Origin of the sequence: Sphaerisporangium sp. TRM90804 (genome assembly GCF_029846175.1) — a bacterium.
GTDB lineage: Bacteria > Actinomycetota > Actinomycetes > Streptosporangiales > Streptosporangiaceae > Sphaerisporangium.
This window is the reverse complement of the sequence record NZ_JARWAC010000010.1, coordinates 1-25,056: the sequence shown is the minus strand read 5'-3', so window position 1 is coordinate 25,056 and position 25,056 is coordinate 1. Positions and strand designations below refer to the sequence as shown.

Genomic DNA, 25,056 nt, shown 5'->3' with positions numbered 1-25,056 from the left:
ACTTCAGGCTCCTTCGGGTCGGTCTCGACGAGCACGACGCTAGATTCGCGGCGGCCGGTGGAAATCGGTCAGATGACTGCACCTGAGCCGACGGGCTCCTTACTTAGGCGGCCGTCCAGGTTCTTGGCGCGGGTCTCGGGGGCGAGCAGGACCGCGACGATGGCGATCACCCCGCAGACCATGAGCAGGAGGGCGATGGGCCAGGACGCGCCGCCCGCGCCCGCCACCAGAGCGGCCGCGACGAGCGGTGCGGGTCCGCTGGTCAGCGCGGCCGTCCACTCGCGGGCGATCGCGATGCCGCTGTAGCGGTACCGGGTGCCGAACAACTCGGTGAGCAGCGAGGCCAGCACGGCGAACATCGCGGCGACGCAGACGCCGTACCCCAGCGTCACCGCGAGGATCACCAGCACGGGGCGGCCGGTGTCGACCAGCCAGAACATCGGGAAGGCGAACAAGGTCAGAGCCAGCGCGGCGCCGACGAAGACGGGGCGGCGGCCGACGCGGTCGGACAGCAGCCCGAACAGCGGCGTCACCGCGATCGCCACGGCGGAGGAGCACACGTTGCCGATCAGCCCCACCGTGGCGGGCAGGCCGAGCGTCCTGGTCACGTACGACAGCACGAAGACGTTCAGGAGGTAGCCGATCGCGCCGAAGGGGGCGTTGACCGCGAACGCGATCAGCAGGCTACGCGGCTGCCTCCTGGCGACCTCCAACGCCGGGAAACGGCTCACCCCCCGAGCACGCTCACGCTCGAAGATCTCCGACTCCCGCACCCGGAACCGCAGGAACAGCCCGATGCCCACGCCCGCGAGGCTGAGCAGGAACGGCAACCGCCAACCCCAGGTCTCGAACGACGGCAGCGCCGCGAACGCGGTGAAGACCAGCGTGGCGGCCAGGATGCCGATCTGGACGCCCGCGCCGGGAAGCGAGGCCCACAGGCCCCGCCGGCGCGGATCGGTCGTCTCGGCCACCATGACGAGGGCGCCGGCGTACTCGGCTCCGGCGCCGAAGCCCTGGGCCAGCCGGAGCAGCACGAGCAGGATCGGCGCCGCCAGGCCCACCTGGTCGTAGGTGGGCAGCAGCCCGATGCCGGCCGTGGACAACCCCATCAGCAGCAGCGTCACGACCAGTGTGGGCTTGCGCCCGACGCGGTCGCCGAAGTGGCCGAACACGACACCGCCGATGGGACGGGCGAGAAATCCGACCGCGAACGCGGCGAAGGAGCCGAGCGTGCCCGCCAGGGGCGTGCCGGCGGGAAAGAACTGGTCGCTGAAGACGACCGCCGCGGCCAGCCCGAAGAGCGCGTGGTCGTAGAACTCGACCGCGGTGCCGATGACGGCGGCCTTGGTCACCGATCTGCTTGTCATGACTGCCTCCTGTGGTCGGGGGCCGGCATCCCGGGACGGGGCGTCCGGCCTGGTCGATCGCGTCCTGGGCGGCGTGGGGCCGCGCGGGACGTCGAGCGTGCGGAATCGATGGACGGCCGGCCGGAGGTGACCGGTGTCCGGCCCCGGGAGGGCGGACGTCGTCAGGCGGCGGCCTGGCGGATGAGGTCGGCGACCGCGGCGGGCTGGGAGACGTGGACGGCGTGGCCGCCGATGACCTCGACGACGGTCGCTCCAGCGCGCTCGGCCATGGCGCGCTGGGCGGGCGGCGGGATCATCCGGTCCTCGGTCGCGACGAGGTACCAGCTCGGCCGGTGCCGCCAGGCCGGCTCCGGGACCGATCCGTCGGCCGATTCGCCCTGGTCGGGGACGAACGCGGCGACGTACACCAGCGAGGCGACGTTGGGGTGGGTGCCGGCCTCGCTGATGACGACCCCGCCGTGGGAATGGCCGACCAGGACGGCCGGGCCGTCGAGGCCGTCCAGGACCCGGCGGGTCGCCGCGGCGTCGTCCTCCAGCGACGAGGCCGGGTTCCGCACGACGTGGACGCGCAGGCCGTCCCTGGTCAGCTCGTCGTGGACACCCTGCCAGCCGGATCCGTCCACGGAGCCGCCGTGCACGAGCACGACGTTCCCGACTGGGGTCATGGTCGCTCCTGTGCTGGACGGGCAGGCCCGGCGCCTGTCCCGGTGCACTCCATCCAAAGCGCGCGCCCGTCGTGCGGCCACGCAGAACAGGACGCAGAAGTGGCGCGGAAGTGGCGTGGAACCGTCAGGGCGCGGCGTTGGCCAGGTCGTGGCAGCGGCCGCTCGCCTCGGCATCGCCGACGGCCTCGTACACCTCGGCCGCGCGAGCGTAGGCACGGCGGCTCTCGCCGGTCCGGCCCTCTTCGCTCAGCAGGGCCGCCAGCGTCTCCAGGGAGCGGGCCTGCGGGACGGGCAGCTGAGCCTGCTCCATGAGGGCGATCGCCTCGGTCAGCTTGCCGATCGCCTCGGACCGGTGGCCGAGCAGTCCCAGGCATTCGCCGACGCGGGCCAGCGCGATCGGCCGGGTGAACGCCGCGACGCTCGGCGTCATCCCCGACCGGTCGTCGTTCAGCAGGGCCCACAGGTCGAGGTACTGCTCCAGCGCCTCGCCGTGGCGTCCGGCATCGCGAAGGCAGGTGCCGAGGGCGCCGAGACAGTGGCAGTACCGATCGACGTCCCCGTCGGCCCTGAACATCTCCGCCGCCCGGATCTCCGCGGCGATGGCCTCGTCGAGCCGCCCGAGCCGCCGGAGCGCGCCGCCCGCGTGGTGGTGGGCCAGGGCGACCTGCCCGGTGGCACCGCTGCGGGTGGCCAGGTCCAGCGCCTGGGCCGTGTAGCGCAGGGTCGTCTCCATGTCGTCTCGCGGCACCAGATGCACCCAGGCGAGCAGGTTCAGCTGCGCGGCCTGCCGAGCCGGCTCGCCCAGGGCGGCGGCGGCCTCGGCGCCGAGGGTGAAGACCTCGTGCCAGTGCGGCGCGTGCATCCACCGGTCGGAGAACCAGTGCATCGACTCGGCGCAGTCGAGGACGGCGGCGAACCCGCCGGCGCTCGCCACGTGGCGTAACGCACCCAGCCAGTTGTCCACGTTCACGCGAAGCCAGCGGCCGGCCTCCTCCGCGGAGGACAGGGCGGCGAGGTCGGGGTCGGGCCGGTCGGGGCGGCCGTACGCGGGCTCGAACCATCGGCCGGCGGTGGTGGCCATCCGCAGCAGCCACGACGTCATCGTCACGGTGAGCGCCTCGCGCTCGTCCGCCGCGTCCTCCTCCCGGAGCCGGTCGCGGGCGAACAGCCGGACGAGGTCGTGGAAGCGGTAGCGTCCCGACGTGCCGTCCTGCAGCAGACCGAGGTCGACGAGTTCGTCGAGGGCGTCCCATGCCCCCTCGATCGGCGTGCCGCCCACCACGGCGGCCAGAGCGGCGTCGAAGTCGCGACCCGGCACCAGGGCGAGCCGGCGGAAGACCCGCCGTGTCGGGTCCGGAAGCTGCTCGTAGGACAGCCCGAACGCGGTGGCGATCCTCAGATCGCCGGCGCTGAGCTGGTCCAGGCGGCGCTCCTCGTTCGTCAGCCGGGCGGCGAGGTCGGCGGCGTTCCAGCCGGGCCGGCTGGCCAGCCGATTTCCGGCGATCCGCAGCGCGAGCGGCAGACCACCGCACAGCTGCGCGAGCTGCCACAGGGCCGAGCCCTCGTCCGAGGCGCCGCGGTCCCTCAGGATCCCGGTCAGCAGCTCGGTGGCCTCCGGCGGGGGCAGGGGCCCGAGGCCGAGTCTGCGCACCCCTTCCAGACCGGCCAGCAGGCGACGGCTGGTCACCAGGGCCCTGCCCGCGCCGCCGCCCGGCAGCAGCGGCCTGGTCTGCTCCTCGGAGGCGGCGTTGTCGAGCACGATCAGCACTCGCCGGTCGCGCAGCAGGGACCGGTACAGGGACGCACGCCCGGCGACGTCGCCGGGGAGCTGCTGCTCCGCCACGCCGAGTGCGCGAAGCAGCAGGCCCAGGGCCTCCTCGACGGGCAGGGGGTGCGGGGACATGCCGAACAGGTCGAGGAAGAACACCCCTTGGGGGAAGTCCGGCCGCAGGGCGTGGGCGGCGCGGACGGTCAGCGTGGTCTTGCCCAGCCCGGCGGAGCCGGTGACGAGCGCCACACCCGCGGCGCCCGGCGTGTCCCCCGCGCGCATCACCTCGTGGGTCCAGGCCAGTTCCGCGGCCCGGCCGGTGAAGTCGTCGACGGAGCGAGGCAGCTCGCAGAGCCCGGTCGGACGGGTCCAGTGGTCGCGCAGGCGGCCCTCGCGCGCCAGCTCGACGAGCTGTTCGCGGTCGGCGTCGGCCAGGCCGAGCGCGGCGGCCAGTGCGGTGACGGTCCGGTGCTGGGGGCCCCTGCTGCGTCCGCGTTCCATGTCCGACAGAGTCCGGGCGCTGACCCCCGAGGCCTCGGCGAGCTGCTCCAGCGTCAGGCGTGCGGCGTGCCGATGGTGACGCAGCACCTCCGCGAAGCTCGTCGGAGTGGTGATCGACTGCTCCCTCCGCGCGATCTGGTGGAGATCACCCGAACCTACGTGGAACCTCGCCGTCCGTCACCCCGTCAGCGGCCCTCGGCACCTCGGCTTCGGCGGTGGCGCGACACTCACCAGGGTGTCGACACGCCCCGGAGTATGCGCCTGAGGCCGTATTTATTGCGACACTGAGGGGAGTTCCTTGGGAGAAGCGGGGGAGCTCTCATGGCCATGGCCCTGTTCGGGCGTGAGCGCGAGATCGCCCAGGTCGAAAGCCTGGTGGCGCGGATTCCCGAGCATGGCGACGCGCTGGTGGTCAGCGGCGAGGCCGGGATCGGCAAGTCGGCTCTGCTGGCCGTCGCGCTGGACTGCGCGCGGGCCCGCGGCTTCGCGACGGCCATCGTCGCGGGCGTGCAGAGCGAGACCCATCTGCCCTTCGCCGGGCTGCACCAGCTGATCCAGCCGATGCTCGCGGCCGCCTCCGAGCTGCCGGTCGCCCAGCGCGACGCCCTGCTCGACGCGTTCGGCATGGGCGACGGTCAGACTCCCCAGCCCTTCCTCATCGCCCTGGCCGTGCTGAACCTGCTCGGCGAGGCCGCCGCGGCCGAGCCGCTGCTCGTCGTCGTGGATGACCTGCAATGGCTTGACCGGCCCACCACCGAGGTCCTGGCCTTCGTCGCCCGGCGCCTGAGATCCGAGCCGATCGGGATGCTCCTGGCCGTGCGCGAGGGGTACGCGACCACCCTGGACGACGTCGGCCTGCCGGAGCTGAGCCTGGGCACGCTCGACCCGTCCGCGGCGGAAGAGCTGCTGGACAGCCGGCCGTCCAGGCTCTCCGCCGGCGTGCGATGGCGGGTGCTGGCCGAAGCGGCCGGCAACCCCCTCGCCCTGGTGGAGCTGCCGATCGCCCTCGGCCGGGAGCCGGGTCCGCTCGCGGGGGAGTTCCTGCCGCTCACGGCCCGGTTGGAGCGCTCGTTCGCCACCCGGCTGGCCGAACTGCCGCGGCGCACCAGGGTGCTGTTGCTGGCCGGCGCCGCCAACGACGGTCACGATCTGCGTGAGGCTCTCACGGCCGCCGGCACGGTCACCGGCACCCGGCTGTCGCCGGCCGATCTGGCCCCGGCGGTCGACCTCGGCCTGGTGACGCGGCACGAGTGGGCCATCCGCTTCCGTCACCCCCTCGTGCGGTCGGCGATCTACCACAGGGCCGGGCCGCTGGATCGGCAGGTCATCCACCTGGCGCTGGCCGACGTGCACGCCCCCGACCCGGACCGCCGGGCCTGGCACCGGGCGGCCGCGCTCGACCATCCGGACGAGAGCGTCGCCGCCGACCTGGAGCAGGTGGCGCTCCGGGCCCGGCGGCGTGGCGCGCTCACCGTGGCGGTCACCGCACTGCGCCGGGCGGCGGAGCTGAGCGAGCACCTGGCCGACCGTGCCATGCGCCTGCTGCGCGCCGCGGAGCTCGCCTTCGAGCTGGGCCGCGGCGAGCTGATCACCGAACTGCTCGCCTTGACGGACCCGACCCTGCTGGGCGAGCTGGAACGGGCCCGGCTGGCGTGGCTGAACGAGATGCTGGAGGAGGGCCGCAACGAGGGCCCGCAGCGCGTGCGCAGGCTCATCGCGACCGCCGAGGAACTGGAGAACCCCGAAGACCAGGCCCTGGCGCGCAACTTCGTCCGCGCGGCCGCGATCCGCTGCTGGTGGCGCGATCCCGGCGCGGAGCTTCGCGACCGGGTCATCTCCCTGGCGGAACGGCTGGCCGCGCACGACGACGATCCCGAGTTGCTGGTCGCGCTGGCCGCCGCGGCGCCGGTGGAGCGGGCCGGGGAGCTGATCGAGCGGCTGACGAGGTTGCGGGAGACCCGCATGGACGGCGCCATGGCCAGGCTGCTGGGCGTCGCCGCCAGCGCGATCGGCGCGCACGAGCTGTCCGCCGCGTTCCTCGACGACTCCATCGGCGAACTGCGCGCCCAGGGGCGGCTGGGGGTGCTGGCGCAGGCGCTGACCTCACAGATGCTCAACCATGTCTGGGGCGGCGACTGGCCGAGCGCCATGCTGGTGGCCGAGGAGTGCGAACGGCTCACCAGGGAGACCCGGCAGCCCCGCTGGCAGTCGGCGGCCCTGTCCATCCTGGCCGTCCTCGCCGGGCTGCGCGGGGAGGCGGACCAGGGGCTGGAGCTGGCCGCCCAGAGCGAGCGGGTGCTGGGCAGTGTCACGATCGCCTCCAACATCGCCCAGATCCAGTACGCCCGAGGCGTGATCGCGTTGTGCGCGGGCCGGCACGCCGACGCCTTCGGCCACCTGTGGCGGGTGTTCGACCGCCGCGACGCCGCCCACCACCCCATCTGGGGTTCGTGGACGATCAGCGAGCTGGCCGAGGCGGCGGTGACCGCCGAGCACCGTGACCTGGCCCGTACGGCCCTGGCCGAGCTGGAGGTCATGGGCGCCCAGACGCCCTCCCCCTACCTGCACGTGGGCCTGCGTCACGCCAGGGCGGTGCTGGCCCACCACACCGACGCCGAGAGCCTGTTCGAGACCGCTCTCGAGGCGGACCTGTCCTCCTGGCCCACCGCGCGGGCACGGCTGCTGCTCGCGCACGGCGTCTGGCTGCGCCGCCGCCGCCGGATCACCGAGGCCCGCGGCCCGCTGCGAGCGGCCCGCGACGCCTGCGACAAACTCGGGCTACTGGCCTGGGGCGAGAAGGCCCGCCAGGAGCTGCGAGCCACAGGCGAGGGCAGCCACCTGCGCGTGCCCAGCTCCGCCGAGCAGCTGACCCCGCAGGAACTGCACATCGCCAAGCTGGCGGCCACCGGTCTGTCCAACCGCGAGATCGGCCAGCAGCTGTACCTGTCCCATCGCACGGTCGGCACCCATCTGCACCACGCCTTCCGCAAACTGGGCATCGCCTCCCGCGCCCAACTGCGCGACGTCCTCTAGGTAGCGCGCCCCCGGCACCTACGTCATGTGACCGATACCCCTCCCGCGGGCCCGTTGCCTACCGTCGTGCCATGCCGTCATCTCGCCGAGAACTCCAGCAGCAGCTGGTTCCACTGCTCAAAGTGGGTGAGCGGGGCGCCGTGCGGCGCGTCGGGAATCGTGACGAGCGCGCTGCCCGCGATCGCCCGCTCCACCCGTGCCCCGCCGCCCAGCGGCGGCACGAACGCGTCCCCCTCGCCCTGGATGATCAGCGTGGGCACGGCGACGCGCGACAGGTCCGCGGCCGGGTCCGCGGAGCTCCACGCGGCCAGCGAGTCCGCGGTCCCCTGGGGAGAGGCGTCGGCGGCGAGTCTGAGCAGGTACAGGCGGGTCTGCTCGTCCAGCGTGCTGTGGCCGTCGACGGCGAAGAAGCGCAGCAGCAGGTCGTCCAGCATGGGGATGCGGTGCCGCCGGGAGGCGATCCTGAGCTCGTCGGCGAGCGGGTCCGGGTACAGCACCGGACTGCCCAGCACCAGCCGGGCCACCCCGCCGGACCCGGCGTACCTGACGGCCTCGGCGCAGCCGGTGGAGAAGCCCACCAGCGTGAGCCCGGTCAGGTCGAGGGCTTCGACCAGGGCAGCCAGGTCGGCGGTGAAGGTGTGGTGGTCGTAACCGTGCCAGGGGCGGCTGGATCGTCCGAAACCACGCCGGTCGTAGCAGACCACCCGGCGACCGGCCTCGACGAGCGGGCCGATCTGGGGTTCCCAGAACCGGCACGACAGAGGCCAGCCGTGCACCAGGACGACAGGCGGCCCGTCGCCGACGTCCTCGTAGAAGAGGCTCACGTCTGTTCCCACCCGTAGTCGTGGCACCCGCCCAGCATGCCGCCGCCGGCGGGCGTGGCAATCGGTCAGATGACTGCACCCAGGAGACGAACCGTATGGACATCATCGGACGCGACAGAGAGCTGGGCGCGCTGCGGCGGGCGATCGACCGCGCCCCGGGCGTGCCGCCCAACGTCGTGCTGCACGGCGACCCCGGTGTGGGCAAGTCCGTGCTGCTGCGGGCCGCGATCGCCTACGCCCGGCGGCAGGGCGTCAGGGTCGTGGGCGGCAGCGGCTTCGAATCCGAGACACGGTTGGCCTTCGCCGGACTGCACCAGGTGTTCGCGCCGGTGATGGAGTACCTGGACCGGGTCGAGCCCTTCCACCATGACGTGCTGCGCCGGGTGCTGGGGCTGCGTCCGGGCCCGGCGCCCGACCGGCTGGCGGTCTCGGTGGCGTCGCTGGCGGTGCTGGCGGCCGTGGCCGAGGACGGGCCGGTGCTGATCGCGGTGGAGGACGCGCACTGGATGGACCACCCCACCCGCGAGGTGATGATGTTCGTCCTGTTGCGGCTGCGGCCGTACGACCTGCGCGCCGTCTTCGCCCGCAGGCCGCTGACCGCCACCGAGCGGGTCACGCCCGGCATCCACACGCTGGAGGTCGGGCCGCTCGACGACGAAGCGGCCGGGCGGCTGCTGGACCTGCTCCATCCGGGCCTTGCGCCGTCGGCGCGCCGACGGGTGCTCGCCGAGGCCGCGGGCAATCCCATGGCCATCACCGAACTGCCCCCGACCTCCGGTTGCGTGGAACCGCTGCCCACCGGCGCGTCCCCGCGCACCCGGGTGGAGAGCGGGTTCGCCGCCCGGCTGCTGGAGCTGCCGCCACGGATCCGTACGACGCTGCTGGTGGCCGCCCTCGACGGCGACCGCCTGGAGCATCGCGCCGAACTGTCGCCGTACGAACTGCTCGAGGTCGAGCGCGCCGGCCTGGTCACGCGCGACTCGACGCCTTCTGGCCTGCGTCTTCGCCACCCGCTGGTCAGGTCGGCGATCATCAAGACGGCGTCGCCGAAGGAGACACGCGAGGCGCACGCCGTCCTGGCCGACCGGCACCGGGCCGACCCCGAGCTGCGCATGTGGCACCTCGCGGCGGCCACGGCGGAGCCGGACGAGCGGGTGGCCGCCGAGATCGAGGAGGCCGCCCACGCGGTGAGCCGCAGGGGCGGCAGCGGCCTGGCCGTCAAGGCGCTTCAGCGGGCCGCGGAACTCACTCCGGACCCCGCGGCGCGGGCCGTCCGGCTGCAGCACGCCGCCGAGCTGGCCGGCGAGTGCGGCCGGCTCACCCTGGCGCAGGAGCTGCTGGACCAGGCGCGGCGGCACCTGAACGACCCGTCCAGGGCTCTGGCCGCCAGGGCGCAGATCCTCATGCTGCGCGACGGCGACCTGGACGCCGCGCGCCGCCTGCCGCGCGGCACACCAGCGGCCGGGCCCCTGGTCAGGGTGGTGGCCGCCTCTTACGCGCAGGACCCCGCGGAATGGGCGGAGGTGACCGACGTGGTCGCCCGCTGCGACGACGACCACGTCCGCCTGCTGCACGACGTGTTCCTGGGCGGCGGCTCGGCGGCGCTCGTGCGCACCGCGCTCGACACGCTGCCCGCCGACGCCCCGCCCGCCCGGGTGGCCGCGTTATGCCGGGCGGCGACCTGGATGGACCTGCTGCCCGACTACCGCGACCGCATCCGCGCCCTGACCGAGGGTGAGACCGGGCAGGGCGCGGTGACCCACGCCGCCAGCGGCTACTGGCTCGCCGCGCACGATCACTTCCTGGCCGGCCGGTGGGACGACGCCGAGAGCGCCGCCAACGCCGGGCTCGATCTGTGCCTCCGCCACGATCTGGAACTCCTCGCCCACGACCTGCGCTGCTGCCTGGGCTGGCTCGCCGCCGCCCGCGGCGACGCCGACCGCGCCCGCGAGTACAGCAGGACCGTCGAGCGGTGGGCCGCGCCGCGCGGCAGCGGTCTGCACCTGTCCCTGTCGGCCCGCAACCTCGCGCTCGCCGCGATGGCCCACGGCGACTACGAGACGGCCTACGCGCACTGGACGAGCATCAGCCCGCCCGGGGTCATCCCCCCGTACGTGGCGTTCGCCCCCTGGGCGGTCTTCGAGCTGGTGGAGTCCGCGGTGCGCACCGGCCGGGTCCACGAGGCCAGGACGCACGCCGCCGCCGCGTCCGGGCTGGCGGATCGGACGCCCCGGCTGCGCCTGCACGTGATGGCGGCGCGGGCGCTGGTGGCGCCGGACGAGGAGGCGGTGCCGCTGTTCAAGGCCGCGCTCGCGCTGCCCAGGACCGAACGCTGGCCGTTCGACCACGCCAGGGTCCGGCTGGCGCTGGGCGAGCTGCAGCGCCGCCACCTGCGGCCGGGTGAGGCCCGGCCCGAGCTGCGCCGGGCGGCCGACCTGTTCGCCTCCATCGGCGCGACGGCCTGGCGGCGGCGGGCCGAACAGGAACTGCGCGCCACCGGCGTGGCCGTGGCACAGCGGTCCGACGCCGCGCACGGCCTGACCTCCCAGCAACTGGAGGTCGCCCGCCTGGCCGCCGCCGGGCTGAGCAACAAGGAGATCGGCGAGCGGCTGTTCCTGTCGTCCCGCACGGTCGGCGCCCACCTGTACCGGATCTTCCCCAAGCTCGGCATCACCTCACGCGCCGCCCTGCGTGACGCCTTGGCGGGTACGGCGGGCGATGCGGTCGACCGACCGGGTCGCGCCCGGAGAATGTGAAGGGCTGGTGCGGTGACGGACGAGGCGTCGCGTCACGGTCGGGCCGCCGTGGTGGCGCGAAGGCGCCGTGCGGCGAGGGCGAGGATCGAGACGGCGATCAGCGTGTAGACCACGTTGCCGACGCGGGCGATGACCGGATCGGTCGTGCCGACGATGGGCGTCAGGAAGAAGCTCGCCCACGCGTACGCGACGACGGCGCCCGACGCGGCGGCGAAGGCGTGTGGCGCCCCCCACGCTCGCCGGCGGCCGAACCACCAGAGCACGGCCACCGCCACGACCTCGGCCGCCAGGCAGACGGCGACGCTCACCCAGCCGTGCAGGTGATGAGCGCTCTGCCGGACGGCGCTCGTCACCACCAGCGAGCCGATGAAGACGAGCGGGAGCGACGGGACGGAGCCGGGCGGGCGCGAGGCCGTGGCGTTCGGCCGGACGGCGAAGGCCGCGACGACGAGCGCCACGGCGGCGACCGCGGTCGCGATCATCTGGTTCGCGGAGGGCCGGAACACCGGCGCGCCGGGGGTCGTCCCCGCCGCGTAGAACGCCCCGGCCCAGTAGAGCGCGACGGTGAGCAGGAACACGGCGGACGTGACGACCAGGCCGCGCGTGCGCAGCCACGGCACCCGAGCCCGGCGCGGGAACAGGGTCTCGGCGAGCGCGATCGGTGTGCAGACGCTCCAGATGACGTGCAGCGACAGCACGTAGACCGTCCATTTCGCCCCCATGCCCAGGAAGGGCAGGGGTGATTCGTCGAGCAGGCGATACCCGGCGAAGTCCGGGTTGAACAGGGACATCGTGGCGAAGCCCTCCTCCAGCACGCCGTATGCCCCGGCCAGCAACGCGATGGTGGGCCAGCCCCGGCCGGTGCGCCGCGCGAGCTCACGGATGAGCAGTGCCCCGCAGCCGTACAGCGGGACGAAGGCCGCCACGATGCCCACACTGGGTAACGCGACGTCGCCGAGCAGCAGTTCCGCCACGAACGGTGCCAGGAGTAACAGGGAGACGACGGGTGCCCATCGCCGCCACCTCGGCTCCGGCCGGTCGCCGGCCGGTCCGGGGTGCGGGACGGGATCGGATCGGTGCGTGTTCTTCCACATGCCGACGTCCTTGTGAAGGGAGGTTCACGGCGATGGGACGGCGGCTCAACCCGCGTGCGACCGCGACGGGACGCCACTGGCATCGGCACGCTGACCTGCCGAATCGCCGTATGGACGATGAACAATCTATCGGTCGGCAGCCCCGCGACCTCGGCAACCGAGTTGCGTTGTACGCCACCGATGTTGTCTGTTCGACGGCCGGGCTTCGCGGAGGTGACGGCATCTTCTGACGGGGAAGGTGCGCGGTCATGACGTCACGATCGGCACTCGCCCACGACCGGAACCCCGGGCGGGCCGGGCAGGTCGCGATGGTCGCCGTCACCGCGGCCTACGCGTGCCTGCAGGTGTTGCTCTACGCCGGGGGGCAACGGACCTCGGGAGCGCTCGGGCCGGCGGCCGAGCTGGTGTTCAACCTCGTCATCGACGGGCTCCTGCTGCTCATGCCGAGCCGCCCGCGGACGGCCGGCGTGCTCGTCGTCCTGGGAGCGGTGGTCGCACAGGCCGCCGCTCTGGCCGCGCCCGGGTTGCTGACCTCCACCGACGCGCTCTTCGCGGGCCCGGCGCCGCTGGCGACGCCCGCCGCGGTGTGGATCCTGGCCTACCTGCGGCCCACGCCCACGGGGTTCGCCTGCGTCTGCGCGCTCGCGCTGCTGAACATCCAGCCGTGGGCGCCGACCTGGACCGGCCTGTACGTCGGTGCGGTCTACGCCGTGCTGCCCGCCGTGACCGCGATGTACCTGCGGGCGCGGGCGCGGCTGCTGCACTCGCTGCGCGAGCGGGTCGAGATCGCCGAGCGTGAGAGGCATCTCCTCAACGAGAGGGCCATCGCGGCCGAACGGCAGCACCTGGCCGCCGAGATGCATGACGTCGTCACCCATCACGTCACCGAGATCGTCCTGCGTGCCGGGGCCCTGCGGACGTCCACCGAGGACGAGGCCGTCAGGGCCGCGGCACGGCGGATCGGGGATCTCGGCTCCCGGACCATGGTCGAGCTGCGGGATCTCATCGGCGTCATGCGCAGCGGCGAGTGGGCCGCCCCGGCACAGGAGACGTACGGCCACGGCCAGGACGGCCGCCGGGCGGCGCGGCGGAGCACCGGCGATCGCGGCGGCGACCCGGCCGAGCTGACCGCCGCCGCCGGGGCCTCGCTTCGCGTCGGCGGCGATCCCGGCACGGCGTCCCCCGTGATCCGCCGTGCCGCGTACCGGGTGGTGCAGGAGGCGCTGACCAACGTCCGCAAACACGCGCCAGGCGCCCGGGTGACCGTCGACCTGCGTTACCACCCCGAGGCGGTGAGCGTCGAGATCCTCAACACCGCGCCCACCGCGCCCACCGACCCGTCGCTGGTGGCCAGCGGATCGCGGGCGGGTCTGACCGGCCTGCGACGGCGGGTCTCCCTGCTCGGCGGCACGCTACGGAGCGGGCCCACCGAGCAGGGCGGGTATCGGGTCACGGCGAGCCTCCCGGCGTCCGTCCCGGCCGAGGACCACGGGGAACGACCGACTCGCGCGCAGTCGTCTCCGCCGCGAGCCCCCACGTGAGCGAGGGGCCCGTGCGGGCTCACCTCGGCCACGGCCCCACCTGAACGACGGGCCCGACCGGCCCGGTCCGGCTCTCGTCGTCACCAGCGCGGCGACCAGCGCGAATGTATACGCTTGGGACATGACCGCCCCCCGGTGGGCCGAACCGCCGAACGACACCGGTCAGGCCGGCGGCACCGGCCCGTCCCCCGCGATCAGGGTCCTGCTCGTCGACGACGACCCGATGGTCCTCGGCCATCTGCGGACCATCCTGGGCTCGACCACGGAGATCGACGTCGTCGGCGTGGCGTACGACGGCGCCGAGGCCCTCGAAGAGGTGCTGCGCACCCGCCCCCACGTGGTGCTGATGGACATCAGGATGCCCGGTGTCGACGGTGTCACCGCCACGAGGGAGATCAGCCGGCTGCCCGGACCACCCGCCGTCGTGGCACTGACCACCTTCGACTCCGACTCCCATGTGCTGGGCGCGCTGGAAGCGGGCGCGATCGGCTTCCTGGCGAAGACGACGCCCCCCGAAGACCTGCTCGGCCTGGTCAAGGTGGCCGCGAGCGGGCACAGCGTCCTGTCGCCCGGCGCCGCGCGACGCCTGCTCGACCGGTCGGCACGCGCGGCGGGCGACCGGGACGCCGCGAGAAGCAGGATCGCCGTGCTGAACGACCGGGAACGCCACCTGCTGAGCCTGATCGGACGGGGCCTGACGAACCGGGAGATCGCCGCGGACCGCTTCCTCTCGGAGACGACCGTCAAGAGCTATGTCTCCAGGCTGCTGAGCAAGCTCGGCCTGGCCAACCGGGCCAACGCGGTGCTGCTCGCGCACGAGGCGGGCCTGGTTGACGACCCCGGCGCGAAGAACCGTGCGGCGTACTGACGCGGTGAGGACGATTCCCCGGCACGCTCACCGGCCAGAAGATGATCGACGGCGGATGGGGGTGCCGGCGGCACCGGGCCCGCCGGAGCCTTTCCCGCGGGCCGCTGTGCACGCCGAGCACCGTCCGGCCACGCGCACACCGCGGTGCGCTGGGCGCCTGGCCGCGGCTCACCCCCACGGGCGTGGGGGTGAGCTTCGCGGGTGGTGCGGGTGAGCCGTCAGATGCGGTTCCAGCGTTGGTTGGCGGCGCCGGTGCAGGACCAGATGTTCAGTCTGGCGCCGTTGGCGGTGCCGTTGTTGACGACGTCCAGGCACTTGTTCGCGCTGAGGGAGGTGATGGTGCCGTCGTTGTTGAAGCGCCACTTCTGGTTGGTCTGGCCGTTGCAGTCCCAGATGATGACGGTGGTTCCGTCGGCGGTGCCGCTGTTGTTGACGTCCAGGCACTTGTTGCCGTAGACCCGCAGTTCATCGGCCGCCGTCGAGGTCCACTGCTGGTTGCTCTGGTTGTGGCAGTCCCAGATGTTCAGCTGGGTGCCGTTGGCCTGGGAGGCGCCGGTCACGTCGAGGCACCGGCCCGAGCCGACGCCTTGGAGGCGGGTCGTGGACGCGGTGGGCGTGGGCGTGGGGGTGGGCGTCGGGTTGGGCGTTCCGCCGCTGACGCGGTACACGACGGTGCCGTGCGCCGGCACGCTCGCCGAGATGCTCCCGGTGGTCGAGGTGACGGCGTTGGTCCAGGCGTCACGCAGGCTGAAGGAGTTGCCCGACAGGCCGATGGCGGACGTCGTGGTGCTGACCGTGGTGGTGGAGCCGCCCTGGTTGAACAGGGCCACCGCGACGTCGCCGTTGCTCAGGCGCTTGGCCAGGATGCGGCGGGTGCCGTCGTTGCTGATCTGGGTGGCCTGCAGGCCGAGCGTGTCCTGGTTGATGGCGATCAGATTCTGGTTCTTCAGAATGGTCTGGGTGGCGGCGTCCATGTTCCGGACGTCGTTGCCCGCGATGAGCGGCGATGCCATGATCGCCCAGAGGGCGAAGTGGCTGCGCATCTCGGTGTCGTTCATGCCGCCCCGGCCGACCTCCATCATGTCCGGGTCGTTGAACGCCCCCGGCCGGGCGTAGCCCGACAGCGGCACGTTGACGTTGACGATGTTCTGGATGCCCATCGGGTAGCCGTTGGTCTGGCCCGAGTTCCAGGTGTTGGTGATGTCCTCGGTGGTGCGCCAGATGTTGGCGACGTCGCCCCAGTTGCGCTGCGGGCCGGTCTTCTCGTGGATGCTGTTGGGGTTGATGCTGTAGAGGATCGGCCGGCCGGTGGCCGCCAGGGCGTCGCGCATCTTGGCGAAGGTGCGCACCTGGTCGTTGATGGTGCCGGTGGGGGAACACCAGTCGTACTTGAGGTAGTCGACGCCCCAGGCGGCGAACTGGCGGGCGTCCTGGACCTCGTGGTTGAGGCTGCCCGTCGCGCCCGGGTAGGAGTTGAAGTACTGCGCGCAGGTCTTGTCCAGGGGGGCCTGGTAGAGGCCGAACTTCAGGCCCCTACTGTGCAGGTAGTCGCCCAGGGCCTTCATGCCGCTCGGGAACCTGGACAGGTTGGCCTGGAGGTTGCCGGCGGAGTCGCGGTTGGGGTCGAACCAGCAGTCGTCGACGACGACGTACTGGTATCCCAGGTCGCGCATGCCGTTGTTGACCAGCGCGTCGGCGGTCTGCTTGATCAGGGTCTCGTTGATGTTGCAGCCGAAGGTGTTCCACGTGTTCCACCCCATCGGCGGGGTGCGGCCCACGCCGTTGTCCAGCGCTTGGGCGGGAGTGGATGACGTGAGCGCCACCGCCCCAGCCGCGAGCGTCACCATCATGGTGACCGCGGGGGACAGCACCGCTCGTAGTCGAGTTCTCACGAAGATCGCTCCTCAGGGGGGTGGACATCAGGGGATGCGAGGCACAAGCGCGGCCCATCGGGTGTTAGCGATAACAACTCCGGGAAACGGGGCTGTCCGGAGCATCAAGCCGAGGTCGCATCGCACGTAGCGGGGGCATTCGTGCCCCTCAGCCATGGGCGAGATAAGGACCCAACTCCTTCTTGTTATCGTTAACATCCCAGACCCAGTTCGCATGACCTGCTCCCGCGATGGTTGTTGTCGCGGAGTACACCCGACGTCAGGTCCAACGTCAACGACGGGTGGCACCCTTACTGACCTGGGCGTTGCGGCGGAGAGGTTCTCGCCTGGACATTCGCCGAAGAGCGATCACCTTACGAGGTCCGTGGTTGTGAAATTTTCACGCCACTCGCCGACGGCCACCGTGGGCCTGGCGCGCCCGCGTCAACGAAAGATCGCCGTCCCGCTCCAGCGCTCCCCCGCGACCGACCTCACGGTCATCGCGCAACACAAGGTTGCGGATTGTCGGCACGACCACTAGGGTCATACGCAACCAATCGTTGCTTGTTGGAGGTTCGCAGTGGAGTTCGGAAAGCTGGAGCGCGAGATCCGCATCGACGCGGTGCCGGAGATCGTGTTCGACGTGGTGAGCCGTCCCGAGCACATCAAGAGGTGGTGGTCCGACGACGCGTCGTTCGAGCCCGTGCCGGGCGCGGCCGGCGAGCTGGTGTGGGGCGACCGCGCCGCGGTCGAGCCGATCACGGTGGTCGACGTGGACCCGCCCCGCAGGTTCGCGTTCCGCTGGGTCGCCCCTGAGGGCCGGCTGCCCGATGCGGGCAACTCTCTCCTGGTCACCTTCGAGCTGGAGCCCTCCGGCGACGGCACGATCCTGCGCCTGACCGAGAGCGGCTGGCGGGAGAAGGGCTGGGAGGCCGCCGTGCTGGAGGAGGCCTTCCGCGACCACGAGCGCGGCTGGGACGGCTTCCTGCCCAGGCTGCAGGGCTACGCCCCTTCCGTGGTACCGCGATGACCGTCGCCGTCGACGACGAGCTCTGGTCGGCGATCGGCGACCCGATCAGGCGCCGCCTGCTCGACCTGCTGCTCGCGGAGGGAGTAGGTACGCCGACCAGCCTGAGCGATCGCCTCCCGATCTCACGCCAAGCGGTCACCAAGCACCTGGGCGTCCTCGACCGCGCGGGCCTCGTGCACGCGACGCCGATCGGCCGCGAGCGGCGCTACGAGGTAGACGAGGCACAGCTCACCCGCGCCGTCCGGCAGCTCAACGAGGTCGGCAGAACCTGGGACGCGCGACTGAACCGCATCAAGGGCATCGCCGAACAGATCCAGCGCCAGAAACACGCCTGACCAACAGGCCGCCGGCGGAGATCCGGGCTCCGTGACGGCCACATGTCGAGAGCACCACGTTCTTACACGAGGTCAGGAGGCGCAGACGTCGCGGTAGGCGGTGTCGCCGAATCGGGCTCGCCACTGCGCGCCGGACAGCGTCGTGCCCGCCCGTCGGCATACGGCGGAAGCAATCTGATCGGGATCGACCGGAGTCTCCCGCAGCATCCCGGTCTCGTCGATGGACAGAAGGGCGGAACCGTCAGTCGTGAACACGGCGTCGGCGACGCTCGCCCTGCGACCACATCATCGCCATGGCCGGCGGCGCCGTCGTCGCCGAAGGCCCCCCGGCCGAGGTGATCACCGCCGAACTCGTCGAGAAGGTGTTCGGCCTCTCCTGCCTGGTCATCCCCGACCCGGTCGCCGGCACGCCCATCGTGGTCCCCGCCTAGGCGGCGCGGCCCCCCTCACGCGGGGGGGCGGGGGGAGTCGCCGTCTCGGGCGGGGGCGCGGCGCACCTGGACCCGCCGGGGAGCGAGCACGGCCTCCGTGGCCAGGGAAGGGGCGCGAAGGGGGGCGCCGGGGAGGGCGGTCAGGTCGACGTGCCGGTCGGAGCGGTTGATCACGAACCAGTAGTCGTCGGTTCCGTCGGTGCGGATCGTCACGTCGACCAGGCCGCGTACTTCGGGCGGCAGCTCGGACGTGACGCCGGCGGCGTCCAGCAGGCGGGGCAGGATGACGGCCAGGCCCTCGGGGCCGAGCCGGGTGGAGACATAGCTCGCCGAGCCGCTTCCCGCGCGGTGCAGCGTGACGGCGGGGCGGCCGGCCTGCTCGCCGGTCTTGTACGTGGCCACGACCTCCGTCGCGGGGTCGGTGAGGTCGACGCGGTCGGTCCACAGGGTGCCGGTGACGCCGAGGTCGAGCTCGACGGCCTCACCGTCCGGCAGCGGGCCGAACTCCTCGACGCGGATGCCGAGCAGGTCGCGAAACGCGCCGGGATAGCCGCCGAGCCGCACCTGGTCGTTCTGGTCGACGATTCCGGAGAAGTAGGTGGTGACGAGGTGGCCGCCGGAGGCGACGTGGTCCTCCAGCCGGCGGGCGAGCGGGTCCGGCACCACGTACAGGATCGGCGCCACGACCAGGGGGTACGCGGTGAGGTCGCCCACCGGGGTGACGACGTCGGCGCGCACCCCCGCCGCGAGGAGCGCCGAGTACCAGTCCAGGGCCTCGCGCCGGTAGCGCAGCAGCGAGGTGGGGTGGGAGTCCAGCTCGCTGGCCCACCAGGACTCCCAGTCGAACAAGATCGCGACGTCCGCCCGCCGTCGCCGGGTGCCCGCGACCGGCGCGAGGGCGGCCAGGGTGGCGCCCAGCTCGGCGACGGACCGGAACAGCTCGCTGTCCTCGCCGGCGTGCGGAACCATGGCCGAGTGGTACTTCTCGGCTCCCCCCGCCGACTGCCGCCACTGGAAGAAGCACACCGCGTCCGCCCCGTAGGCGACGTGGGTGAGGGAGTCGCGGGCCATCCCGCCGGCCTGCTTGGCGAGGTTGACCGGCTGCCAGTTGACGGCGCTGGTCGCGTGCTCCATCAGGCACCACGGCCGCCCGCCGGCCAGCGAGCCGGTCAGGTTGGCCGAGAACGACAGCTCGTCCCGAGCGCCCGGGCCGGGCCGCGGGTAGTGGTCGTTGGAGACGAAGTCGACCTCGCTCGCCCAGTCGGCGTAGTTCATGGCCTTCATCTCGCCCATGACCATGAAGTTGGTCGTGACGGGGATGCCGGGCGTCAGCTCGCGCAGGACGTCCCGCTCGGCCCGCAGGTGGTCCTTGAGCGCGTCGGAGGAGAACCTGATGAAGTCGAGCTGCTGGGTCGGGTTCGGGTAGGACGCCGCCAGGCGGGGCGGCAGGATCTGGTCCCACTCGCTGTAGTGCTGGGACCAGAACGTCGTCGCCCAGGCGAGGTTCAGCGTCTCCAGCGTGCCGTAGCGGCCGCGCAGCCAGCGCCGGAAGGCTTCGGCGGCGTCCTGCGAATAGTCGTAGACGTTGTGACAGCCCAGTTCGTTGGAGACGTGCCAGGCGGCGAGGGCCGGGTGGTCGCGGTAGCGCCCGGCCATGGCCCGGGTCAGCCGCAGCGCGTGCTCGCGGAAGACCGGCGAGGTCGGCCGCCAGTGCTGGCGGGCGCCCGGCCACACCGTGTGCCCGTGCCGGTCAACGGGGAGGATCTCGGGGTGGGCGGTGGTCAGCCACGGGGGCGGCGTGGCCGTGGCGGTGGCCAGGTCGACGGCGATGCCGTTGGCGTGCAGCAGGTCCATCACGTCGTCGAGCCACTGGAAGTCCCAGACGTCCCGCCGGGGCTGGATCCGCGCCCAGGAGAAGATCGCCAGGGAGACGATGTTGACTCCGGCCGCCCGCATGGCCCGCATGTCCTCGTCCCAGGTCTCGCGCGGCCACTGCTCGGGGTTGTAGTCGGCGCCGTACGCGAGCCGTGCCCGGGCCGGGTCCGACGGCCAGCGCAGCCAGCGACGGCCGTTGTCAGCTTCCACGATGACTCCTGTTCGAAGGTGGCGGGCGCCGGGCGCCCGGGATCGGGTGGTGCGCCGCTGCTGGTCGGCCGAACCGGTGCGGTCGCGGTGCGGCCCGCCGCCGCGCCTCGTGCGGAGCGGCGGCGGCGCGGGCCCCGGCCGCTACTTCATGGTGAAACCCTGTTCCCTGCCGTACTCGGCGGAGGCGTCCTGCCAGGCCTTCAGGCCGTCCGCCAGCGTGGTGTCGGAGTTGTAGGCCTTGCCCGCGGTGTCGTTGAAGACGCTGTTGGCGTAGACCTGGAAGGGCAGGTAGGACCAGCCGGTCACGACCTTGCCTGCGGAGTCGGCGAGCACCTGGTTGACCTTCTGGCCGTCGAAGTAGGGGAACTCCTTGTCCCGCCAGGCGGAGTCCTGGAGCTGGGCGGTCGTGGCGGGGAAGGCGCCGCCGTCCACGCGGGCCCGCACGCCCTCGTCCACGGCGGCGTACTTGACGAAGGCGTAGGCGAGGGCCTTGTTCGCGGCGGCCTCGGGGATCGCCAGGGAGCTGCCGCCGTTCTCGGCGGTCGCCCGCCCGCCGGCCTCCCACTGCGGCATGGGCGCCACCCGCCACTTGCCGGCCGCGGCCTTGACGCCGGATTCGAGGTTGGCGGGCATCCACGCGCCGATCACCAGGGTGGCGATGGTGCCGTCGCCCAGGCCCTTGTACCAGGCGTCGGTCCAGCCGGTCACCGGCGACAGCAGCTCGGCGTCGATGAGCTTCTGCCACATCGCCGTGAACCTCCGGGTGCCCGCGTCGCCGAAGTCGATGCCGACGCTGGTGCCGTCGACCGTGTACGGCTTGCCGCCCGCCTGCCAGATCATGCTCGTGGTGAACCCCGCGTCGCCGGTGTCGCTGGTGATGTACGCCTCGGGGTCGGCCCTGTGCAGCTTCTCGGCGGCGGCGGCGTACTCCTCCCACGTGGCGGGCACCTGGATGTCGTGCTTGTCGAACACCTCCTTGTTGTAGAACAGGGCCATCGGACCGGAGTCCATGGGCAGGCCGTAGACGGCGTCGCCGACGCGCACGGAGCTCCAGGGCCCGGGGGTGAAGGTGCCGTCCAGCTCGCCTGCGCCGAAGGCGTTCAGGTCGGTGATCGACTTGCCGAGGGCGAACTGCGACAGGGCGTAGTACTCCACCTGCGCGACGTCCGGCACCCCCGACCCGGCCTTGATCGCGTTCTGCAGGGCGATGTACTGGTCGTTGCCGGTGCCGGCGTTGACCAGGGACACCTTCACCTTGGGGTACCTGGCCTGGAAGTCGGCCACGACCTGCTTGAGGGTCGGCTCCCATGCCCAGACGGTGATGGAGCCGCCGGTGTTCAGGGCGTTCGTCACGTCGGCGTCGGAGACGCCCGCGGGCTTGGCGGCCTCGCCGGAGCCGCCGCCCGGCCCGCCGTCCCCGGAGGAGCCGCAGCCGGCGGCCAGGAGCGACACGGTCAGGGCCGCCCCCACCAGGAGGGCTCGGCGACGGTTCATCGTCATGGGCATGCCTTTCTCGATCTCGCGTGGGGAGACGACGCGGCCGCGGATCACTGCTTGACGCCTCCGGAGGCCAGGCCCGACCGCCAGTACCGCTGGAGCAGCAGGAACGCGGCGATCAGCGGGATGACGGTGACGAGTGAGCCGGTGATCACCAGGTGGAACACGGCCTCGCCACCCGCGGTGCCGGCCTGCTCGTTCCAGGCGTTGAGGCCCAGCGTCAGCGGGTACCAGTCGGGGTCCTTGAGCATGATCAGCGGAAGGAAGTAGTTGTTCCAGGTCGCGACCACGTTGAAGAGCAGGACGGTGACGGTGCCGGGCGCCAGCAGCGGCAGGGCGACGCCGAGGAAGGTTTGGAACTCGCGCGCGCCGTCCATGCGCGCCGACTCCAGGATCTCCCTGGGAACGGCGTCGGCGGCGAAGGCCCACATCAGGTAGAGGCCGAACGGGGAGACCAGGGACGGGATGATGATCGCCCAGGGCGTGTCGGTCAGCCCCATCTCCGAGAACATCAGGAAGGTGGGAACGGCCAGCGCGGTGCCGGGCACCGCCACCGCGCCGATCACGATGGCGAACACCGCCTTCTTCCCGGGGAAGTCGAAGTGCGCCAGCCCGTACCCGCCGAGGGTCGCCAGCAGGGTGGCGCCGCCCGCGCCGGCCACCACGTACAGCAGGGTGTTCAGCAGCCAGCGGGTGAAGACGCCGCCGCCGTAGGTGAAGGTCGTGACGAGGTTGTCCAGCAGGGCGAAGTCGCCGGCGAACCACAGGCCGAAGGAGTCGAGCAGCCCTTCCTGGGTCTTGGTCGCGTTGATCAGCAGCCACGCCAGCGGGAGCAGCGTGTAGACCAGCATGAGCGCGGTCACCGCGGTCAGCAGCGGGCTTCGCCGGCCGCGCCCGCGGGGTGCGGGGACGCGCGCGTGCCGGTTCCCCCGCCTGACGCGCAGCGCCCGGGCGGTGACGCGGGTGGTGGCCGCCATGGGTCAGCTCGCCTTCCGGATGCCGCGGAGCTGGACCACGTAGGCGATGACCATGGTGATGACGCCCATCACGATGGCGACGGTCGCGGAGTAGTTGAACTGCTGCCCCGAGAACGACAGCGAGTAGGCGTACAGGTTGGGCGTGAAGTAGGTGGTGACGGAGTTCGGCGCCAGGGTGCGCAGGATGCTCGGCTCGTTGAACAGCTGGAAGCTGCCGATGATCGAGAAGATCGTGGCGATCACCAGCGTCCCGCGCAGCGCGGGAAGCTTGATCGACCAGATGACGCGGAGCTGGCCGGCTCCGTCGATCTCGGCCGCCTCGTACAGCGAGTGGTTCACCACCCGGAGCGCCGAGTACATGATCAGCATGTTGTAACCGACGAACTCCCAGGTCACGATGTTGCCGATGGAGGCGAGGATCAGCTCGGGAGACAGCGGGTCGGGCAGTGTGACGCCGAAGGTCTCGTTGAGGTTGCCGATGAGGCCGAAGCGGGTGCCGTACATGAAGCCCCACATCAGCGTCGCGACGATCGCGGGCACGGCGTAGGGCAGGAACACCGAGATGCGGAAGAACGCCGAACCGTACAGCCGGCCGCTGTCGATCGCGAGGGCGACCAGCAGCGCGAGGAAGAGCATGATCGGCACCTGGACGGCCAGGAAGGCCGCCACCCGGCCGAACGCCGACCAGAACCGGGGGTCCTGCAGGGCCTTGACGTAGTTCTCCGCGCCGACGAAGGCCGTGCCGCCGATCAGCCGGGTGCGGAACAGGCTCAGGTAGACCGAGTAGGCGATCGGGGCCAGGAAGACGAGGGCGAAGACCGCCATGAACGGCCCGACGAAGCGCCAGCCGGCCCAGGACCGGCGTCGCCGGGGCGGTCTCTCCCGGTGGTTCCACGCGCCCGATCGCCCCTGCGTGACCACGAGACTCGCCTCCTCGCCACGTCGTCCAGGCATTGTTCACGTGAACATCGCGCCGATGCGGTCGCCGGCGAGGTGTCGATGGGAGTGCGGGGCGACTCGCCCCGGTCATGTTTACGTAAACTTCTGTTGCGGTATGGTGACACCCGTCACAGTGGAGGTCAAGGGCCCCCACCTAGGCGCCCGATCCGGCCTTCGCGCACCGGGCATCCGGCGCCGGCGTCCCGCGCGGCCGGCCGGCTCGGGCAGCGAACCAGGGGGAGCTCGATACGGCGTGGATCTGCACGACCTCAACCTCCAGGCCCCGCCGCCCGGGGGCGCACAGCGCGGTGGCTCGGGCATTCCGGGCGGGCGCCGCAAGCAGCGGGTCTCCATGGCCGACGTGGCCAAGCTCGCGGGCGTGTCCTCCCAGACCGTCTCCCGGGTCTCCAACGGGCATCCCGGGGTCTTCGGCGGCACCCGTGAGCAGGTGCTCGCCGCCATGCGGACCCTGGGCTACCGGCCCAACAGCGCCGCGAGGGCGCTGCGGTACGGGCAGTTCAACACGATCGGCGTGATCCTGTTCAGCCTGGCCTCCACCGGCAACAGCCGTACCGTGGAGGCGATCGCCACCCAGGCGGCGGCCGAGGGGTACGGCATCACCCTCATCCCCATCGACGTCCCCACCCAGGACAACGTGCTCGGCGCCTTCACCCGCATGGGCGAGCTGGCCGTGGACGCCGTCATCGTCATCATGGAGATCCACCTCCTCGACAGCGGCAGGGTGACGCTGCCCCCGGGTGTGCACGTCGTCGTGGTGGACTCCGACGCCGGCGATCGTTACAGCGTCGTCGACACCGACCAGGCGGAGGGCGCCCGGCTCGCCGTCCGGCACCTGCTCGCCCTGGGCCACCAGACGGTCTGGCACCTCACCGGCCCGCACTCCTCCTTCGCGAGCCAGCGCCGGGCCGAGGCCTGGCGCCGCACCCTGCGCGAGGCCGGCCGTCCGGTGCCCCCGGTGCTGCACGGCGACTGGTCCGCCGACTCCGGCTACGCCGCGGGGCTGGCCCTGGCCGAGGAGCCGGGCTGCACCGCGGTGTTCGCCGCCAACGACCAGATGGCCCTGGGCCTGCTGCGGGCCTTCCACGAACACGGGCGCGCGGTTCCGGAGGACATCAGCGTCGTCGGCTTCGACGACATCCCCGACTCCTCCTGCTTCATCCCCCCGCTGACCACCGTCCACCAGGACTTCGCCGAGGTCGGCCGCCGCTGCGTGCAGGGCGTTCTGCGGCAGATCCGCGAAGGCGGCGAGGCCCGGCCCGGCACCGACCTCGTCCCCACCCGCCTCGTCACGCGCGCCAGCACGGCGCCGCCGGGCCGCTGACCACGCGAGTCACGCGCCGGACGACCCCGGCCGGGCGAGTCGCACGCGTATGTCCACGGCGACTGCGCCGGTGGGGGTGGCGATCACGGGGTTGAGGTCGAGTTCGGCCACTTCGGGGAGGTCGTCCATGAG

General features: G+C 72.3%; 18 protein-coding genes and 1 pseudogene. 8 read left to right on the top strand and 11 right to left on the bottom strand.

Annotation, left to right across the window (positions count from 1 at the left end):
- Positions 1 to 68 precede the first annotated feature (68 nt).
- The 3 genes from PYR91_RS13010 to PYR91_RS13000 all read right to left on the bottom strand — a co-directional run bounded on the left by PYR91_RS13010 (position 69) and on the right by PYR91_RS13000 (position 4,388).
- Positions 69 to 1,367, bottom strand: a complete 1,299-nt coding sequence (locus PYR91_RS13010) for an MFS transporter (RefSeq protein ID WP_279779952.1) — start codon at positions 1,365 to 1,367, stop codon at positions 69 to 71.
- Positions 1,368 to 1,528: 161 nt separating this feature from the next.
- A complete protein-coding gene (locus PYR91_RS13005) occupies positions 1,529 to 2,032 on the bottom strand; it encodes an alpha/beta hydrolase (protein WP_279779951.1) in 504 nt (167 codons plus the stop codon).
- A 124-nt stretch (positions 2,033 to 2,156) separates the two neighbouring features.
- Positions 2,157 to 4,388: a helix-turn-helix domain-containing protein gene (locus PYR91_RS13000; protein ID WP_279779950.1), complete on the bottom strand. Its 2,232-nt coding sequence runs from the start codon at positions 4,386 to 4,388 to the stop codon at positions 2,157 to 2,159.
- Between the two features lie 234 nt (positions 4,389 to 4,622).
- On the opposite strand from PYR91_RS13000, the gene PYR91_RS12995 reads away from it, so the two are divergent.
- On the top strand, positions 4,623 to 7,334 hold the full coding sequence (locus PYR91_RS12995) for a LuxR family transcriptional regulator (RefSeq protein ID WP_279779949.1): 2,712 nt from the start codon (positions 4,623 to 4,625) through the stop codon (positions 7,332 to 7,334).
- Positions 7,335 to 7,411: 77 nt separating this feature from the next.
- On the opposite strand, the gene PYR91_RS12990 is transcribed toward PYR91_RS12995, so the two are convergent.
- A complete protein-coding gene (locus tag PYR91_RS12990; protein ID WP_279779948.1) occupies positions 7,412 to 8,158 on the bottom strand; it encodes an alpha/beta hydrolase in 747 nt (248 codons plus the stop codon).
- Positions 8,159 to 8,253: 95 nt separating this feature from the next.
- Here PYR91_RS12990 and PYR91_RS12985 point away from each other — a divergent pair, with 95 nt between their 5' ends.
- Positions 8,254 to 10,914, top strand: a complete 2,661-nt coding sequence (locus PYR91_RS12985; RefSeq protein WP_279779947.1) for a LuxR family transcriptional regulator — start codon at positions 8,254 to 8,256, stop codon at positions 10,912 to 10,914.
- 32 nt (positions 10,915 to 10,946) lie between these two features.
- Here PYR91_RS12985 and PYR91_RS12980 read toward each other — a convergent pair whose 3' ends face one another.
- Positions 10,947 to 12,008, bottom strand: coding sequence for a hypothetical protein (locus PYR91_RS12980; protein WP_279779946.1), 1,062 nt, complete (start codon positions 12,006 to 12,008; stop codon positions 10,947 to 10,949).
- 248 nt (positions 12,009 to 12,256) lie between these two features.
- Between PYR91_RS12980 and PYR91_RS12975 the strand changes: the two genes are divergently transcribed.
- Together PYR91_RS12975 and PYR91_RS12970 are read left to right on the top strand one after the other, a co-directional pair.
- On the top strand, positions 12,257 to 13,549 hold the full coding sequence (locus tag PYR91_RS12975; protein WP_279779945.1) for a histidine kinase: 1,293 nt from the start codon (positions 12,257 to 12,259) through the stop codon (positions 13,547 to 13,549).
- A 121-nt stretch (positions 13,550 to 13,670) separates the two neighbouring features.
- A complete protein-coding gene (locus PYR91_RS12970; protein WP_279779944.1) occupies positions 13,671 to 14,417 on the top strand; it encodes a response regulator transcription factor in 747 nt (248 codons plus the stop codon).
- Positions 14,418 to 14,635: 218 nt separating this feature from the next.
- Here the strand turns inward: PYR91_RS12970 and PYR91_RS12965 are convergent, their stop codons facing one another.
- Positions 14,636 to 16,309: a lectin gene (locus tag PYR91_RS12965; protein ID WP_279779943.1), complete on the bottom strand. Its 1,674-nt coding sequence runs from the start codon at positions 16,307 to 16,309 to the stop codon at positions 14,636 to 14,638.
- A 559-nt stretch (positions 16,310 to 16,868) separates the two neighbouring features.
- Between PYR91_RS12965 and PYR91_RS12960 the strand changes: the two genes are divergently transcribed.
- Together PYR91_RS12960 and PYR91_RS12955 are read left to right on the top strand one after the other, a co-directional pair.
- Positions 16,869 to 17,318 carry an SRPBCC family protein gene (locus PYR91_RS12960; RefSeq protein ID WP_279779942.1) on the top strand — a complete coding sequence of 150 codons (450 nt, stop codon included), beginning with the start codon at positions 16,869 to 16,871 and terminating at the stop codon, positions 17,316 to 17,318.
- Entirely contained in the window at positions 17,315 to 17,653 is a 339-nt protein-coding gene (locus PYR91_RS12955) for a helix-turn-helix domain-containing protein (RefSeq protein ID WP_279779941.1), read from the top strand. The genes PYR91_RS12960 and PYR91_RS12955 overlap by 4 nt, the downstream gene beginning before the upstream one ends.
- A gap of 72 nt (positions 17,654 to 17,725) precedes the next feature.
- Here PYR91_RS12955 and PYR91_RS12950 read toward each other — a convergent pair whose 3' ends face one another.
- Complete coding sequence (locus PYR91_RS12950; RefSeq protein WP_279779940.1) at positions 17,726 to 17,908, bottom strand: hypothetical protein; 183 nt, start codon at positions 17,906 to 17,908, stop codon at positions 17,726 to 17,728.
- 26 nt (positions 17,909 to 17,934) lie between these two features.
- On the opposite strand from PYR91_RS12950, the pseudogene fecE reads away from it, so the two are divergent.
- A pseudogene (gene fecE / locus PYR91_RS12945) lies at positions 17,935 to 18,084 on the top strand (Fe(3+) dicitrate ABC transporter ATP-binding protein FecE); the annotation flags it as partial.
- Between the two features lie 15 nt (positions 18,085 to 18,099).
- Here fecE and PYR91_RS12940 read toward each other — a convergent pair.
- The 4 genes from PYR91_RS12940 to PYR91_RS12925 form a co-directional block, all read right to left on the bottom strand.
- Positions 18,100 to 20,169, bottom strand: coding sequence for a beta-galactosidase (locus PYR91_RS12940; protein WP_279779939.1), 2,070 nt, complete (start codon positions 20,167 to 20,169; stop codon positions 18,100 to 18,102).
- Between the two features lie 141 nt (positions 20,170 to 20,310).
- Positions 20,311 to 21,669, bottom strand: a complete 1,359-nt coding sequence (locus tag PYR91_RS12935) for an extracellular solute-binding protein (RefSeq protein WP_279779938.1) — start codon at positions 21,667 to 21,669, stop codon at positions 20,311 to 20,313.
- 47 nt (positions 21,670 to 21,716) lie between these two features.
- Entirely contained in the window at positions 21,717 to 22,643 is a 927-nt protein-coding gene (locus PYR91_RS12930; RefSeq protein ID WP_279779937.1) for a carbohydrate ABC transporter permease, read from the bottom strand.
- Positions 22,644 to 22,646: 3 nt separating this feature from the next.
- Positions 22,647 to 23,564: a sugar ABC transporter permease gene (locus PYR91_RS12925; RefSeq protein ID WP_279779936.1), complete on the bottom strand. Its 918-nt coding sequence runs from the start codon at positions 23,562 to 23,564 to the stop codon at positions 22,647 to 22,649.
- A 271-nt stretch (positions 23,565 to 23,835) separates the two neighbouring features.
- On the opposite strand from PYR91_RS12925, the gene PYR91_RS12920 reads away from it, so the two are divergent.
- Positions 23,836 to 24,924: a LacI family DNA-binding transcriptional regulator gene (locus tag PYR91_RS12920; RefSeq protein WP_279779935.1), complete on the top strand. Its 1,089-nt coding sequence runs from the start codon at positions 23,836 to 23,838 to the stop codon at positions 24,922 to 24,924.
- The last annotated feature ends 132 nt before the right edge of the window (positions 24,925 to 25,056 follow it).